15 protein-coding genes are annotated in these 15,048 nt (G+C 65.1%); 10 read left to right on the plus strand and 5 right to left on the minus strand.

What is annotated here, in order from left to right:
- Positions 1-166 precede the first annotated feature (166 nt).
- On the plus strand, positions 167-2,071 hold the full coding sequence (locus tag XH83_RS08250) for a diguanylate cyclase (protein ID WP_194406522.1): 1,905 nt from the start codon (positions 167-169) through the stop codon (positions 2,069-2,071).
- Positions 2,072-2,077: 6 nt separating this feature from the next.
- Here XH83_RS08250 and XH83_RS08255 read toward each other — a convergent pair whose 3' ends face one another.
- Both XH83_RS08255 and XH83_RS08260 read right to left on the minus strand, forming a co-directional pair.
- Entirely contained in the window at positions 2,078-2,296 is a 219-nt protein-coding gene (locus XH83_RS08255; protein WP_194406523.1) for a SlyX family protein, read from the minus strand.
- Positions 2,286-3,053, minus strand: coding sequence for a rhodanese-related sulfurtransferase (locus XH83_RS08260; RefSeq protein WP_194406524.1), 768 nt, complete (start codon positions 3,051-3,053; stop codon positions 2,286-2,288). Before XH83_RS08260 ends, XH83_RS08255 begins: the two co-directional genes overlap by 11 nt.
- A 198-nt stretch (positions 3,054-3,251) precedes the next feature.
- On the opposite strand from XH83_RS08260, the gene ggt reads away from it, so the two are divergent.
- The 5 genes from ggt (at position 3,252) to XH83_RS08285 (ending at position 9,463) form a co-directional block, all read left to right on the plus strand.
- Positions 3,252-4,838: a gamma-glutamyltransferase gene (gene ggt / locus XH83_RS08265; protein WP_194406525.1), complete on the plus strand. Its 1,587-nt coding sequence runs from the start codon at positions 3,252-3,254 to the stop codon at positions 4,836-4,838.
- Positions 4,839-5,058: 220 nt separating this feature from the next.
- Positions 5,059-5,622, plus strand: a complete 564-nt coding sequence (locus XH83_RS08270; protein ID WP_194408200.1) for a (2Fe-2S)-binding protein — start codon at positions 5,059-5,061, stop codon at positions 5,620-5,622.
- 4 nt (positions 5,623-5,626) lie between these two features.
- On the plus strand, positions 5,627-6,643 hold the full coding sequence (locus XH83_RS08275) for a xanthine dehydrogenase family protein subunit M (protein WP_194406526.1): 1,017 nt from the start codon (positions 5,627-5,629) through the stop codon (positions 6,641-6,643).
- A 2-nt stretch (positions 6,644-6,645) separates the two neighbouring features.
- Positions 6,646-8,937 (plus strand): xanthine dehydrogenase family protein molybdopterin-binding subunit, encoded by a 2,292-nt coding sequence (locus tag XH83_RS08280; RefSeq protein ID WP_194406527.1) that lies wholly within the window; start codon positions 6,646-6,648, stop codon positions 8,935-8,937.
- Positions 8,938-8,998: 61 nt separating this feature from the next.
- A complete protein-coding gene (locus tag XH83_RS08285; RefSeq protein ID WP_018323238.1) occupies positions 8,999-9,463 on the plus strand; it encodes an FKBP-type peptidyl-prolyl cis-trans isomerase in 465 nt (154 codons plus the stop codon).
- A 109-nt stretch (positions 9,464-9,572) separates the two neighbouring features.
- Here the strand turns inward: XH83_RS08285 and XH83_RS08290 are convergent, their stop codons facing one another.
- Positions 9,573-9,791 (minus strand): CsbD family protein, encoded by a 219-nt coding sequence (locus XH83_RS08290; RefSeq protein WP_194406528.1) that lies wholly within the window; start codon positions 9,789-9,791, stop codon positions 9,573-9,575.
- Between the two features lie 128 nt (positions 9,792-9,919).
- On the opposite strand from XH83_RS08290, the gene XH83_RS08295 reads away from it, so the two are divergent.
- The 3 genes from XH83_RS08295 to XH83_RS08305 all read left to right on the plus strand — a co-directional run bounded on the left by XH83_RS08295 (position 9,920) and on the right by XH83_RS08305 (position 11,511).
- Positions 9,920-10,432: a cupin domain-containing protein gene (locus tag XH83_RS08295; protein ID WP_194406529.1), complete on the plus strand. Its 513-nt coding sequence runs from the start codon at positions 9,920-9,922 to the stop codon at positions 10,430-10,432.
- A 118-nt stretch (positions 10,433-10,550) separates the two neighbouring features.
- Positions 10,551-10,979, plus strand: coding sequence for a VOC family protein (locus XH83_RS08300; RefSeq protein WP_194406530.1), 429 nt, complete (start codon positions 10,551-10,553; stop codon positions 10,977-10,979).
- A 43-nt stretch (positions 10,980-11,022) separates the two neighbouring features.
- Positions 11,023-11,511 (plus strand): VOC family protein, encoded by a 489-nt coding sequence (locus tag XH83_RS08305; protein WP_194406531.1) that lies wholly within the window; start codon positions 11,023-11,025, stop codon positions 11,509-11,511.
- A 123-nt stretch (positions 11,512-11,634) separates the two neighbouring features.
- On the opposite strand, the gene XH83_RS08310 is transcribed toward XH83_RS08305, so the two are convergent.
- Both XH83_RS08310 and XH83_RS08315 read right to left on the minus strand, forming a co-directional pair.
- Entirely contained in the window at positions 11,635-12,795 is a 1,161-nt protein-coding gene (locus XH83_RS08310) for a hypothetical protein (protein WP_194406532.1), read from the minus strand.
- Positions 12,796-12,797: 2 nt separating this feature from the next.
- Positions 12,798-13,499: a FecR domain-containing protein gene (locus XH83_RS08315; protein ID WP_194406533.1), complete on the minus strand. Its 702-nt coding sequence runs from the start codon at positions 13,497-13,499 to the stop codon at positions 12,798-12,800.
- Positions 13,500-13,551: 52 nt separating this feature from the next.
- On the opposite strand from XH83_RS08315, the gene XH83_RS08320 reads away from it, so the two are divergent.
- Entirely contained in the window at positions 13,552-14,982 is a 1,431-nt protein-coding gene (locus XH83_RS08320) for a phospholipid carrier-dependent glycosyltransferase (protein ID WP_194406534.1), read from the plus strand.
- Positions 14,983-15,048: the final 66 nt, after the last annotated feature.

Consider the following 15,048-nt stretch of genomic DNA (forward strand, 5'->3'; position numbering starts at 1 on the left):
GCACGCCGGATTCCGATCGGCTTGCTAATATCCTGTTAGCAATGCGCCGATTGCGGCCTCCGTAGGACTACTGGAACCGGGCCAGATTACCGGGTATCCCGGTGGCGACTTCAGAGTTCACTAACAGAAGCGGCAGAGGTTCCGAAACATCGGAGACCTCTGCCGCATGAGCGCTGCTAACCAACGAGCTGGATGGAGCCGCCTGCCGCTGCGCGCGGCGGCGTTCGTCGTGCTGACCTGCGTGGCCATCCTCGGCGTCAGCGGCTGGCGCGAATGGGCGGCGCGCGATGCGGTGCTCAGGGGTGCCGAGACCGAGATGGCGAACGTCGCCCGCTCGCTGACCCAGCATGCGGAAGACAGCCTCGATCTCCTCGATTCCGGCGTCGTCGGCGTCGTCAGCCGCCTCGAGATGGATGGTACCGGTCCCACCACCATCGCCAAGCTCGGCAACGTCCTGGAGGCGCGCAAGAAGGCCGTCCCGCGCATCCACAGCCTCGCCATCATCGACGACCAAGGCAATTGGCTGACCTCGCCGGGCACGACCGGCTCGACGCTCAGCGACGATGCGTTCTTCCGCCATCATCAGCTCTCGCCGAAACGGGAGCCCTATGTCGGCCATCCCGTGAAGAGCCTCCTCGAGGGCCAATGGGTGGTCACGCTGTCGCGCCGCTTCAACAAGCCGGACGGCAGCTTCGGCGGCGTGGTGCTCGCGACCATCAACTCCGGATATCTCGCGCACTTCTACGAGCAGTTCGAGATCGGCCGCAACAGCTCCGCGACGCTGGTGCATGGCGACGGATTGATCATCGCGCGCAATCCCAGCAACGATAAGTTCGTCGGCCGCAGCGTCGCCGACACTCCGCTCTTCCGCGACGCCAGTCTGCAGCGGCCGAGCGGCGCCTATCATTTCAAGTCGCCGCTGGACGGCGCCGAGCGCGTCAGCTCCTTCAAGCGCTCTGGCCGCTATCCGCTGGTTCTGCTGGCGACGCTCGACAAGGAGGAACTGCTCGCGCCCTGGCGCGCCGCGGCAATCTCCCGCATGCTCTACGTCATGGCACTGGTGGTGCTGATTGCGGTCATCGGCGCCGTGCTGGTGCGGCAACTGCAGCGCGGCCAGCGCATGGCCGCCGCCCTGGTCGAGAAGGAGGCGCATTTCCGCCTGCTCGCCGAAGGCTCCAGCGACATGGTGACCCGCATCGGGCTCGACGAGCGGCTGCGCTATGTCTCGCCCTCGTCCGTGCGCGTCGTCGGCTGGCGCGCCAATCAATTGATCGGCACGCCGGCGCTGGCAGGCATCAATCCGGAGGACCTGCCGGAGGTCCAGGCCATCGTCGACGCCATGAAGCGTGGCGAGCGGGAGGAGGCGCGCCTCATCTACCGCAACTCGCACCGGCAGAACGGCGAAGTCTGGCTGGAATCGACCATGCGGGTGACGCGCAAGGACAATGGCCGCGTCGACGGCGTGGTCGCGATCTCCCGCGACATCACCGAGCACAAGAAGCTGGAAACCAGGCTCGAGACGCTGGCGATCGAGGACAGCCTCACCGGACTTGCCAATCGCCGCCGCTTCGACGATCGGTTGAAGGAAGAATGGGCGCGCGCCTATCGCGACCGCTCCAGCCTCGCTTTGCTGATGATCGATGTCGATCACTTCAAGGCCTATAACGACGAATACGGTCACCCCGCGGGCGATGCCTGCCTGCGCCTGGTCGCGAAGATCATCGCCGCCGAGACGCAGCGCGCCGGCGATCTGGCCGCGCGCTATGGCGGCGAGGAATTCGCCATGCTGCTGCCGAACACCGATGCCGCCGGCTGCGCCCAGGTCGGCGAACGGATCCGCCAGGCCATTCACGAGGCCGGCCTCGGTCATAGCAGCAATCAGGGAGCCGGATGCGTCACCGTCTCGGTCGGCGGTGCGACCTGCCGGCCGGCGCTGGAGCGCACGGCCGGAGTGGCCTCGCTGGTTGAAGCGGCCGACCGGGCGCTCTACGCCGCCAAGGACGCCGGCCGCGACCGCTTGATGATGTCCGGCGAGCTCATGAACCTGCTGCCGAAGGCGTCCGGCCAGTAGGACAGCTCAATAATGCGGCGGAGGCTCGTTGGCGGGTCCCGGCGCATGGGCCTCGGCGTCCTGCAGCCGCTCGCCGAGCTCCGCGATCTTCCGCGTCAACAGATCGATCTGCTTCCACTGCGCCGTGATGGTCTGGTTCAGCGTCTCGATCGTGTCGTCCTGATAGGCGATGCGTGTTTCCAGCGTGTCGATGCGCTCGCCCAGCGTCTTGATGTCATTCGTCACGCGTTGCGTCCTTGTTCCGTTCGCGCAAGCCATGGCCAAGCGCGACACGCTCGTCGAACACGAAACATTCGCCGCGCCAGCGGCTCTGTGCCTCCGGCACCTCTTCCAGATATTTGAGAATGCCGCCCTTGAGGTGATAGACCTCGGCAAAGCCGCGCGCGAGCAGATGCGCGCTCGCTTTCTCGCAGCGGATGCCCCCGGTGCAGAACATCGCGATCCTGCGATGCCTGGCCGGATCGAGCCGCTCGGCGGCGAAATCCTTGAACTGGCCGAAGCTCCCGATGCCGGGGTCGACGGCGCCTTCGAACGTTCCCATCGCCACCTCGAAGGCGTTGCGGGTGTCGAGCAGCAGCGTGTCGGGCGCCGAGATCAGGGCGTTCCATTCGCTTGCATCGACATAGGTGCCGACCTGGCGGGTCGGATCGGCAGCCGCATCGCCGAGCGTGACGATCTCCTTCTTCAGCCGCACCTTGAGCCGTCCGAACGGCATCGCTTCGGCAGCCGAGAATTTCAATTCGAGATTGTTCAGCCTGCCGCCGAACATGTCGCCGTGCACGAGCTCATGGGCGAGGGCGTCGATCGCGCCCGGCGCACCGGCGAGCGTGCCGTTGATGCCCTCCTGCGCCAGCAGCACGCTGCCCTTCAGCTTGAGGCCGTCGCAGAACGCGCGCAGGGGCTGGCGCAGCTCGCGGTAATCCGGGAGGGCGGCAAATTGGTAGAAGGCGGCGACCTTGGTGACCGAATTCGGATCAGACATGGCGGCTCGTTTAGCAGGCGCGTGCGGCCTGGAAAACCCGCATGAGCCGCCTGCCCCGAAGGTCTATACGCCCAGCGGATGGCAGCCATTTCACTGGCATGCCAGCATTGCCCCTGCGGGCGGGAATGTGTCATGTAGACCCGGTTTTTCCGAGATGGCGCGCCACCTGCGCCCACGGCCAAGAGAGCAAGAAATTCGATGAGAAACTTCCATTTTCCCGGCCGGTCCACGGTCCACGCCACCAACGCGATGGTTGCGACCTCGCACCCGCAGGCCTCGCTCGCGGCGATCGAGGTGCTGCGCGAGGGTGGCACGGCGGTGGACGCGGCGGTGGCCGGCTCGGCCGTGCTCGGCGTGATCGAGCCGCAATCGACCGGCATCGGCGGTGACTGCTTCGCACTGGTCCAGCCGCGCGGCGAGGGCAAGATCATCGCCTATAACGGCTCCGGCCGCGCGCCGAAGGCCGCAAACGCCGACTGGTATCTCGAACGCAAGATCAACTCCGTGCCGCTGACCTCGGCGCATGCGGTGTCGATCCCCGGCGTGGTCGATGCCTTCGCCACCGTCTTGCGCGATCACGGCAAGTTCGGCTTCGACCGGCTGCTCCAGCCCGCGATCAAGGCGGCGGAGGAAGGCTACGTCGTCGCGCCCCGCATCGCGTTCGACTGGAAGAACCAGTCCGAGAAGCTGAAGGCCGGCACCAACACGGTGCGGTACCTGCTGCCGGGCGGCAAGCCGCCGGTGGCCGGTGACGTCATCCGCCAGGCCGAGCTCGGCAAGACCCTGCGCGCGATCGCCAAGGATGGCCGCGATGCCTTCTACAAGGGCCCGATCGCCGAAGACATGGTCGAGACCCTGCGCGGGATCGGCGGCCTGCACACGCTCGACGATTTCGCCGCGCACACCACCGAGACGACGACGCCGATCGGCACCATGTACAAGGGTTACGACGTCTGGCAGTGCCCGCCGAACGGGCCCGGCCTCACCATGCTGCTGATGCTCAACATCCTGTCGCGGTTCGACCTGACGAAGTTCGCCCCGCTCAGCGTCGAGCGCTTCCATCTCGAGGCAGAAGCCGCGCGCATCGCCTACATGCATCGCGAACTGCATGTCGCCGATCCCGAGCACATGCAGATCGAGGTCGCGAAGATCCTCGCCAAGGAGTTCTGCGACGAGCACATCGCCAAGATCCGCATGGACGGCATGCTCGATCTGCCTAATGTCGCGCCGCCGATGAACCCGTCGACGATCTACATCACCGTCGTCGACAAGGACCGCAACGTCTGCTCCTTCATCAACTCGATCGCGCATTCCTTCGGCTCGGCGATCGTCTCGAACAAGACCGGCGTCCTGTTCCAGAACCGCGCCGGCGGCTTCCGCATCCAGCCGGGGCATCCCAACTGCATCGAAGGCGGCAAGCGTCCGCTGCACACGATCATGCCGAGCCTGCTCACCAAGGGCGGCCGCTCCGTGATGCCGTTCGCGGTGATGGGCGGGCAGTACCAGCCGGTCGGCCAGACCCGCGTGCTGACCAACATCCTCGATTACGGCTGCGACGTGCAGGAGGCGATCGATATGCCGCGCGGCCTGCACTACGAGGGCCAGTATCAGCTCGAGGACGGCGTGCCGGCCGCGATCGTCGAAGGGCTGAAGAAGCTCGGCCACAAGACCACCAGCGTGGTCGGCCCGCTCGGTGGCGCGCAGGCGATCTGGATCGATTGGGACAAGGGTACGCTCACCGGCGGTTCCGATCCGCGCAAGGACGGCTGCGCTTTGGGTTATTGATCGCCAGCGCAAGTTCCTCGGGCACGAGATCAGGAAAAGTTGACGAAGGGCGATGCGGCATTTGCTGCATCGCCCTTTTCCGTTCGGAACAGAGCTCATTGCTTCAGGTTAAGGGGCGATGAGCGGTGCAGGCGTGCGCTGCCTCGAGAGATCAGCGGCGGAGGCCTGGATGTCCGACACATCAAGTTCCAAACAATCAGCATTCGATCGGCGCGCCTTCATGGCCGGCGCGGCCGGCAGTGCGCTCGTCCCGATCACGGCGCGCGCGGCCGCAGAGGGGGCCAGGGCCCCCGCGGTACAGGACCCGTCACTCCCTGTCGATGTCACGCTGCGGGTCAATGGCAAGGACAAGCGCCTGCACATCGACGCGCGCACCACGGTGCTCGATGCCCTGCGCGACCATCTCAAGCTCACCGGCAGCAAGAAGGGCTGCGATCACGGCCAATGCGGCGCCTGCACGGTGCTGATCGACGATCGGCGGGTGGTGTCGTGCCTGACTCTCGCGCTCGCGGCCGAGGGGCAGGAGATCACGACGATCGAGAGCCTCGCCACCGACGATCGCCTGCATCCGATGCAGCAGGCCTTCATCGACAACGACGCGTTCCAGTGCGGCTATTGCACGCCCGGCCAGATCATGTCCGCGATTGCCTGCGTGAAGGAGGGTCATGCGGGCAGCGAGGCCGACATCCGCGAATATATGAGCGGAAACATCTGCCGCTGCGCCGCCTATCCCAACATCGTCGCCGCCGTGAAGCAGGCCGCGCCCGAGATCATGAAAGGGTAGGCGCATGCGACCGTTCACGTATCAAAGGGCAACGGACCCGAACGCTGCCGTGCAGGCGCTCAGCGCCGCTGCGGCCGCCAATAGTCCGCTGACCCAGGCCCAGGCGCAGCCGCTGGCCGGCGGCACCACGCTGATCGATCTGATGAAGCTCGACGTGATGCGGCCCGCCGCGATCGTCGACATCAATGCGCTCGCGCGCGGCTGGTCGGCGATCGAGCCGAAGGGCGACGGCCTGCGTCTCGGCGCGCTCGCGAAGATGTCGGATGTTGCCGCGCACGACGAGATCCAGCGCAATTACCCGGTGATCGCCAATTCCCTGAAGCTCGCCGCCAGCGCCCAGTTGCGCAACATGGCGACGCTCGGCGGCAACGTGATGCAGCGAACGCGCTGCAGCTATTTCCGCGATGTGTCCTATGAGAATTGCAACAAGCGCAATCCCGGCTCCGGCTGTGCCGCCATGGACGGCGTCAACCGCATGCACGCGGTGCTCGGCGTCTCCGACCAGTGCATCGCGACCTATCCCGGCGATTTCGCGCAGGCCCTGATCGCGCTGGATGCAACCGTCGAAATCACCGAAAAATCCGGCGTCCGCAGCCTGCCATTTGCGCAGCTGCACAAGGCGCCCGGTAGCACACCCGACATCGAGACCAGTCTTCAACCGGGTGAGCTGATCTCGGCGTTCTCCATTTCCGGACGCTGGCCCCGTTCGGTGTATCTCAAGGCGCGCGACCGGCAGTCCTACGAGTTTGCGCTCTCCTCGGCGGCGGTCGCGCTCGACGTGCAGGACGGCATGATCAGGGACGCGCGCGTTGCGCTCGGCGGCGTCGCCACCGTGCCCTGGCGGGCGCGTGAGGCGGAGGCGCTGTTGAAAGGACAGAGATTCGACGACGGCCTGGCGCAGCGTGTTGCCGATGCCGCCTTCGCGGACGCCAAGGGGCGGCAGCACAACAGCTTCAAGATTGAGCTCGGCAAGCGCGTCGTGGCACGCGCGCTCCAGCAAGCCGTAACGATGGAGATCTGATCATGACCGTTGCTGCTCCCGAGCCGAAGACGAACATGGGCCAGCCGGTGCCGCGCTATGATGGGGTCGTAAAAGTGACGGGACGAGCGACCTATGCGTCCGACATGCCGCTCGCCGACCCCGCCTATGCGTTTCTCGTCACCAGCGCCATCGCCAAGGGACGGATCGACAGCTTCGATCTCGATGACTCCAGGCGCGTCCGCGGCGTGATCGATATCGTCACCCACGAGAACGCACCGAAGTTGAAGGACTCCAAGCTCTTCAGCAATGGCGGCTATGCGGGCACGACGATCCAGCCGCTGAAATCCGCCGAGATCGCCCATGACGGCCAGATCATTGCGGTGGTCGTTGCCGAAACCTACGAGGTGGCCCGTGAGGCCGCCAACCGCGTCAAGGTCAGCTACACGGCCGCCACGCCAAGCGCGACCTTCGACTCCCCGGGAACGACCAGTGCGTCTGCGAAGGGGCAGAATGCCCAGTTCAAGGAAGACCCGAAGGTCGGCGATTTCGCCAAGGCGTTCGACGAGGCGGAGGTCAAGCTGACCGCTTCCTATGAGACGCCGGCGCAGCATCACAATCCGATGGAGCTGTTTTCGACAAGCTGCGCCTGGATGGGCGACGAGCTCGTCATCTACGAGCCGAGCCAGTTCGTCTACGGCCTGAAATATGGGGTCGCCGAACAGCTCGGCATCGACGCCGACAAGGTGCGCGTGGTCAACCCCTATGTCGGTGGCGGCTTCGGCTCGCGCGGCTCCATGACGCCGCGTACCGCCATCATCGCCGGTATTGCCAGGCGGCTGAACCGGCCGGTCAAGCTGGTCCCGACCCGCGACCAGGGCTTTACCATCACCACCCACCGTGCAGAGACCCGCCACGAGATCAAGCTCGGTGCGCGCCGCGACGGCAAGCTGGTCGCGCTCAGACATGAGGGCGCCGAAGTGTCCTCTCGGCCCGATGCCTATTGCGTCGGCGGCACCAAGACGACGACGCGGCTCTATGCCTGTCCGAATGTCGACAGCCTCGTCTCCATCGTGCGGGCCGACCGCAACACGCCCGGCTTCATGCGCTCGCCACCGGAGGTGCCGTATCTGTTTGCGCTGGAAAGCGCAATGGACGAGCTCGCGGTCAAGCTGAACATGGATCCGGTCGAGCTTCGACGTATGAACGACACCACCAACGAGCCTATCGGTGGCAAGCCCTACACCTCGCGCTCGCTGATGGCCTGTTTCGACGAGGCCGCCAAGGCGTTCGGCTGGACGCAGCGCTCGCCGCAGCCGAAATCGATGTCGGACGGGGACTGGCTGATCGGCTATGGCTGTGCCGCAACCTGCTATCCGACGCAGATGGGCCCCGCTGCAGCACGCGTCCGGCTGCAGCGCGACGGCCGTACCCGCGTCGAGATCGCCGGCCACGAGATCGGGACAGGTGCCCATACCGTCATTGCGCAGACTGCGGCCGAAAGGCTCGGCGTGCCGCTGGAGAAGGTCGCCGTCTTCATCGGGGATAGCGATCTGCCGCCGGCGCCCGTTGCCGGAGGCTCGAACTCCACGGCCAGCACCTGCTCGGCGGTGACGATGGTGTGCGATCAGATCCGGCAGCGCCTGTTCAAGGCGGCGATGCCGGGCCAAAGCCTGACGGACAAGGCCAAGGAGACCGTCGGCCTCGGCCAGACGCCGGCCACGCAGGCAGCAAAGGGCGATCGGCCGCTCGACCTGGAGAAGGCGTTCGACGCGCTCGGGGTCGGCGTCGTCGAGGAATATGGCGAGTGGAAGCCGGAAGGCGCGCCGCTGGATTCCTTCCGCGCCATGCATAGCGGGCAGGTGCGGCTCGTGGGCGGACACCAAATGAAGGATCAGATCGCCTATGCGTTCGGAGCGGAGTTCGTCGAGGTGCGCGTCAACCGCTTCACGCACGAGATCCGCTGCCCCCGCCTGGTCGGCGCCTTCGCTGCAGGCCGCATCATGAACCCGCGCACCGCGCGCAGCCAGCTGATGGGCGGACTGATCTGGGGCATGTCGTCGGCGCTGCTGGAGGCCACCGAGATCGACGAGCGCAATGCCCGCTACGTCAACGACAATCTTGCCGACTACCTAGTGCCCGTGAATGCCGATGTGGCCGACGTCGAGGTCATCTTGCTGTCCGAGCAGGATGACCGCATCAATCCCGTCGGCGCAAAGGGCGTCGGCGAGCTCGCCAATGTCGGCACCAATGCGGCGATCTGCAATGCGATTTACCACGCCACCGGCCAGCGCATCCGCAAGCTCCCGGTCCGGCTGGAAAATATCGAGGTGTGAGGGGTGGAAACCCCAACCGCGTTGCGCTAGACACCTTCCGCCACAAACGGAAGGTGTCTTTATGCAGCGTTTCCAGCGCGCGCTCCTCACCCTGATGTCGGCGCTCGCGATCACCGTGATCGCAGGCGTGTCGCATTTCGTTTCCACCACGGCCTCGGCCCAGACCGCAGGAAAGACCATGACCACAGCTTCAGGCTTGCAGATCATCGACTCCACCGTCGGCACCGGTGCCTCGCCGCAGCCCGGCCAGATCTGCGTGATGCACTACACCGGCTGGCTCTATGAGAACGGCCAGAAGGGCAAGAAATTCGACAGCTCCGTCGATCGCAAGGAGCCGTTCGAATTCCCGATCGGCAAGGGCCGCGTCATCGCCGGATGGGATGAGGGCGTTGCCTCCATGAAGGTCGGCGGCAAGCGCACGCTGATCATTCCGCCGCAACTCGGCTACGGCGCGCGCGGCGCCGGCGGCGTTATTCCGCCGAACGCGACGCTGATGTTCGACGTGGAATTGCTCGCGGTGAAATGACGGCGCAGCTGTCGTTCCGGGTTCGGCTCTTCGAGCCGCCCTGGAATGACTGGACAAACAAAAAGACCGGCCTTTCGGCCGGTCTTTTCGCATTCAGCTCCTTTGCGCGTCATTCCGTCGCGCGCTTTGCGGAGGCCGCGGCGCGATCGATCGCATCCTTTGCGGCGTCCTTGGCATCGCCCATGGCCTGCTGGCCCTTGCCTTTCACTTCCTGGACGACGCCTTCGCCCTTCAAGCGCTCGGAACCGGTGGCTTCACCGATGCCCTGCTTGGCCTTGCCGATCGCTTCGTTCGCGTTGCCCTTGATCTTGTCGCTGGTGCTGCCCATGAAACTCTCCTTTTCATCTTGTCGTGTAGTCAACGTCCCGGGGCGACGAGGGTTCCAATTTTGGTATGGCTCACGGGCGCGGCTTCGGGTTAGTTTGCCGCGCACGGAACCAACAGAAAGCAAGTCCCATGACCGGCCATGACCATTCGCATTCTCACCATGACCACGGTCATGACGATCGCTGGAAACATGACGGCGTGCGGGTCATTCCCGGCAACCAGCTCGATACCAACGTGCCGTCCACGGCCGGCATGGATCGTGCGGCCGCGATCAATTTCGCGCGTGTCGGTGCGCAGAAATTGTGGGCCGGCACGGTCAGCATCAAGCCCGATGCCAAGACCGGCGCGCACCACCACGGCCATCTCGAAAGCGTCATCTACGTCGTGAAGGGCAAGGCCCGGATGCGCTGGGGCGAGAAGCTGCAATTCACGGCAGAGGCTGGCCCCGGCGATTTCATCTTCGTCCCGCCCTACGTGCCGCACCAGGAGATCAACGCCAGCCCGGACGAGGTGCTGGAATGCGTGCTGGTGCGCAGCGACGGCGAAGCCGTGGCGATCAACCTCGACATCGAGCCAATCGAGAAGCCCGAGACCGTGCTGTGGATCGATCCGGTACACCGGGACCCGAACGAGAAGAAGTAGGACTGGCCCGGGGGGCGGCGCGATCGTCCCCCGGGACTCGAAAAAAATATTCGGAGGCCGTGTCGGATGGCCTGTGGGCCATCCGTCCTTGGGCAGAACCCGCCCCAAGGAGCCTCCGATGCCCAAGATGATCTTCGTCAGCCTGCCGGTGACCGACCTCGCGCGCGCCACCGCGTTCTACGAGGCGGTCGGCGCGGACAAGAACCCGCAATTCTGCGACGATACGGCGAGTTGCATGGCCTTTTCCGAGACCATCTTCGTCATGCTGACGACGCACGACAAATTCCGTCAATTCACGCCGAAGCCGATCGCGGATGCCAGAACCTCGAACCAGGTGCTGCTCTGCCTGTCGGCGGACAGCCGCAGCGACGTCGACGAGATCGTCGGCAGGGCCGAGGCCGCGGGCGGGGTGGCCGATCCCAGCCCGAAGGACGAATACAGCTTCATGTACGGCCGCAGCTTCGAGGATCCGGACGGCCACATGTGGGGCGTGAACTGGATGGATCTGGCGGCCGCGCCCGCGCAGCCGGCCATGGCCGACGCCTGATCGAAATCCGCAAATATCCAACATTCGAAGAGGAGCACTCGGGATGTCCAAGCTCGTGCCTTGCATGTGGTTCAACGGCGATGCCGAAGAGGCCGCGAAGTTCTACACCTCGCTCGTGCCGAACTCCGAGATCACGCATGTTCAGCGCAACGTTTCGGACGGACCCTCCGGCAAGACGGGCTCGGTGCTGGTGGTCGAGTTCACGGTGGCCGGCCAGCCCTTGGTCGCGCTCAACGGCGGCATGAAGATGGAGTATACCCACGCCATCTCGCTGATGATCCATTGCGACGACCAGGCCCAGGTCGATAGCGTCTGGAATGCCTTTCTCGCGGATGGCGGCAAGGCAGAGCAGTGCGGCTGGCTCAGGGATCGCTGGGGCGTGGCCTGGCAGGTGGTGCCGAAGGTGATGTTCGAATTCCTGTCGAGCCCCGACAAGGCGGCCGCCGCGCGCGCGATGCAGGCGATGATGAAGATGGTGAAGCTGGATGTCGACGCGTTGCGCCGCGCGTTCGAGGGCAAGTCGGCGGCGTGACATCAGCGCGGATGCCGTAGGGTAGGCAAAGGCGCGTTTGCGCCGTGCCCACCCTTTGTCTCCAATATCGAGAAGTGGTGGGCACGCTTTGCCTATGCGCACCCTACGAAACTGCGCCCGCAGCTAGTAATTTATCCTTAGCCCGACGCCGCCGTGGATGGTGTTGCCCACCGGCTGCGGGCCCAGCGTGCCGTTGGCGAAGAGATCCACGATCCAGCCCTTCTGCACGCGGAAGCCGAGGCGGCCGCCATATTCGAACCAGCCCTGGTTGCCCATGGTCGGCACCACCACGCCCTGGCCGGTCACGGTCGCCACGATGCCGCTGCGGCTGGCAAACGACTGCACCCAGCCGCCATTGATGTTCGTCTCGAAATTGCTGCCGAACAGATGTGTCCACTGGCCGCCGATCTTGACCAGGCTGGTGCGGTCGGTGCCATCAGCGATGGTGGCGTCGAACGGATTGAATGCCACCGCATTGTCGCTGTAGCCGGACACGCGCTGCCAGAGCTGCCAGACCTCGATCGAGGCTGCGACTTCGTCGCGCGGCGACAGGCGGCTCATCCAGCCGGCGCGGCCGTAGACCGCGTAGTTCGAGGCGTTGGTCGAGCTCGTCACGCTCACCGGCCCGAGGCTGGTGTTGTAGCTGCGGGTGTAGCGCGCCTTTTCCCACGGCGTCAGGATCGTGCCGACGTCGAAGAACGGACGCGACGAGCCCCAGTCGGTAAAGTCGTAACGCAGTGCGAAGGCGCCGATCGGTGCGCTCGTGATCTTGTAGCCGCCCTCGTTGTATTGCGTGTAGGCGATGCCGGCGAGCAGCGACAAATTGTTGGTCAATTCCTTGCGGCCGTGGATGCCGGCCGAGAACGAGCCGGCCGAGCCGAATGCGCTGATGCAATCGCTGCAATTGACTTGCTCGTTGACGCCCAGCAACACCGTTCCGAGCACCCGGTTGGTGATCATCTGGTTGAAGCGCTGGCCCGCGAGGCCGCCGATCGAATTGCCGCTGGAATCCGCACCGGTCGGCGTCGGCGCCGAGGTCGGTGATGGAGATGGACTCGGCGACGGCGAGGGATAGGGGCTGGGCGAAGGAGAGGGAGAAGGCGACGGCGAAGATGTCGGTGATGGGGACGGAGAATAGGTCGGGTAAGGCGTCGGCTCACCACATTCGATCTCGCAAGAAACCTGAGCTGCAACCGGGCGAACATCGAGCGCGACGAACGCAAGCGCGGCGGCCACGGTCAGCAGGCCGGCGAGGGCGAAGAGTCGAAAGTTGAATTTCGCCATCGTCAGCGCCCGCACAGCATGCCGTCGTCATGGACGGCGGGCGTGATGGTCGGCGAGGCGTCGGCATATTGGTTTACGGCGCAAAGCCCGGCGCTCGCGGCGCAGTTGGCGGCGAAGGTCCAGGGCGGCGAGTTGGATTTGGTGATGCCGACCTTGCCGCCGCTCGAGGTGATGATTGCGGTGTCGCCCGGCTGGGTGAGCTGCACGCACTGGAAGCTCGTCGTGCAGACGCTGGCTGCGCCGTCCTGAAGCACGACGACGGAGCGTCCGCGCTGCGAGAGGATGTCGAGCGTGGTGCCGCGCACGCCGATGGTGGCAAGCGGCGTCGTGATCTTGTAGGCAGTCTTCTCGGAATGTCCGGTGACGAAACGGAATGCGCCCGTGGTCATGCGGATCGCGACATCGCGATAGCTGTGTTCGTCGTTGAAGACGGTGCGGTCGAGCTTCAGCGTGGCGCTGGGACCGAGCGACAGATTGGTGCTGTCGGCCATCACGAAGCGCGCCGCGCTGTCGGCGCCGGTGCGCACGGTCTCGTCGCGCAGCATGCTGTCGCCGACATTGATCGGCGTGGTGGACGCAGCGACGCGCACCACCTCGTTCTGGATCACGACGGCTTCGCCGACGCGCGTCTGCGCCATTGCGCAGGGCGCGGCGCCAAGCGCCGCCGACAACAGGGTGGGGAAAAACCAGAAACGCAAATTCATTTTCGCAACCGATCGATATGTCCCTGATCGTACCGGATCGCGCAAGCTTGCGATGTGGCGGAATTATCACAAGCCGCGCGGGACGTGCGTCATGCTTAGTGACAGTTGCGGCAGAATGCGTTCAATGAAAAACGAGACTTCTATTTTTGTCCGCGGTGACGCAAATTTGCCACGCAAAACAGCCTCCCAGCAGCCGCTCGAATTGCCTGCGGTTCCGATGATGTCGCGAAGCGCAGTGATTGCTGTCGCAATCTTCCTGGTTGCGCATCTCGCGCTGTTGATCGGACTGACGACGCCGGAGAAGTTCGTCTTCGACGAGGTGCACTACGTGCCGGCGGCGCGGCAGATGCTGGCACCGGCGATGTCGCAGCCGATGCTCAATCCGATGCATCCGCCGCTGGCCAAGGAGCTGATCGCGACCTCGATCGCGACCTTCGGCGACAATGCGCTCGGCTGGCGCTACCCCGCGACGTTGTTCGGCGCGCTCGCCGTCGTCGCGATCTATCTGTGCGGCCTCGCGCTGTTCGCGGCGCAAGGCCCCGCGGTCGCCGCGGCGCTGATCGCCGCCTTCAACCAGATGCTCTACGTGCAGGCACGCATCGCCATGCTCGATATCTTTGCGCTCTCCTTCGGTCTGCTCGCGACCGCCGCCTTCATGCACGGGTTTCGACGACAGCGTCCGCAGGCGCTGTTCGCGCTCGCCGGCAGCCTGTTCGGCTGCGCTGCGGCCTGCAAATGGAGCGGCCTGTTTCCGCTCGGCGTCTGCATCGTCATCGTCGCGGTGATCCGCCTGATGCAGGGCTGGCGTACGCTGTTCGCCGACGCGAAGCCGCAGGACTGGTATCGGCCGGACCTCTGGCCCGGCCTCCGGCTGCATCATGTCGTGCTCAGCTTCGCGATTCTGCCGGGCGTGGTCTATCTTGCCGCTTTCGTTCCGCTTTACGGGGTGTCGCTGCCGGAGCTGATCGAGGCGCAGCGCCGGATCTTTGCCGACAACACCACGACCGCGATTGCCGGCCACACCTATATGAGTTCATGGCCGTCCTGGCCGCTACTCGCGCGCCCGGTCTGGTTCCTGTTCGACAAGGTCGCGGAAGACAACGTCTCCGCGGTCGTCTTCCTCGGCAATCCGCTGGTTTTGTGGCCGGCGCTGCTCGCGCTCGCGCTCGTGCTGCGCGATTTCGTCGTCGAGCGCCGCTGGGATGCGTTCCTGATCGCGGCGTTCTATTTCGGTCCTTGGCTTGCCTGGGCCCTGCTGCCGCGCACGCTGGGTTTCATCTACTATTATCTGCCCGCCGCCACCGCGGCGTCGCTCGCCCTGGTCTATGTGCTGCGCCGGGACGGTCTGCCGCGCTGGCTGCTGTGGGCCTATGTCGGCGTTGCCGGGATCGGCTTTGCGGTCATGCTGCCGATTTCGGCAGCCTTCATCGGGACCTCGATGCGGAGCTTCGGCCGGCTGATGGTGTTCCAAAGCTGGATCTAGTGCCCGCTTGCGTGCATATGTTTGGTAGAATTATCTTGCCTGAATCAATCTGCGCGTGTGGACTGG

It is taken from the genome of Bradyrhizobium sp. CCBAU 53351 (assembly GCF_015291745.1).
GTDB lineage: Bacteria > Pseudomonadota > Alphaproteobacteria > Rhizobiales > Xanthobacteraceae > Bradyrhizobium.

Coding starts and splice junctions, on each gene's coding strand:
- XH83_RS08250 (WP_194406522.1), top strand. CDS start 167: ATGAGCGCTGCTAACCAACGAGCTGGATGGAGCCGCCTGCCGCTGCGC.
- XH83_RS08260 (WP_194406524.1), bottom strand. CDS start 3,053: ATGTCTGATCCGAATTCGGTCACCAAGGTCGCCGCCTTCTACCAATTT.
- ggt (WP_194406525.1), top strand. CDS start 3,252: ATGAGAAACTTCCATTTTCCCGGCCGGTCCACGGTCCACGCCACCAAC.
- XH83_RS08270 (WP_194408200.1), top strand. CDS start 5,059: ATGGCCGGCGCGGCCGGCAGTGCGCTCGTCCCGATCACGGCGCGCGCG.
- XH83_RS08275 (WP_194406526.1), top strand. CDS start 5,627: ATGCGACCGTTCACGTATCAAAGGGCAACGGACCCGAACGCTGCCGTG.
- XH83_RS08280 (WP_194406527.1), top strand. CDS start 6,646: ATGACCGTTGCTGCTCCCGAGCCGAAGACGAACATGGGCCAGCCGGTG.
- XH83_RS08285 (WP_018323238.1), top strand. CDS start 8,999: ATGCAGCGTTTCCAGCGCGCGCTCCTCACCCTGATGTCGGCGCTCGCG.
- XH83_RS08290 (WP_194406528.1), bottom strand. CDS start 9,791: ATGGGCAGCACCAGCGACAAGATCAAGGGCAACGCGAACGAAGCGATC.
- XH83_RS08295 (WP_194406529.1), top strand. CDS start 9,920: ATGACCGGCCATGACCATTCGCATTCTCACCATGACCACGGTCATGAC.
- XH83_RS08300 (WP_194406530.1), top strand. CDS start 10,551: ATGCCCAAGATGATCTTCGTCAGCCTGCCGGTGACCGACCTCGCGCGC.
- XH83_RS08305 (WP_194406531.1), top strand. CDS start 11,023: ATGTCCAAGCTCGTGCCTTGCATGTGGTTCAACGGCGATGCCGAAGAG.
- XH83_RS08310 (WP_194406532.1), bottom strand. CDS start 12,795: ATGGCGAAATTCAACTTTCGACTCTTCGCCCTCGCCGGCCTGCTGACC.
- XH83_RS08315 (WP_194406533.1), bottom strand. CDS start 13,499: ATGAATTTGCGTTTCTGGTTTTTCCCCACCCTGTTGTCGGCGGCGCTT.
- XH83_RS08320 (WP_194406534.1), top strand. CDS start 13,552: ATGTGGCGGAATTATCACAAGCCGCGCGGGACGTGCGTCATGCTTAGT.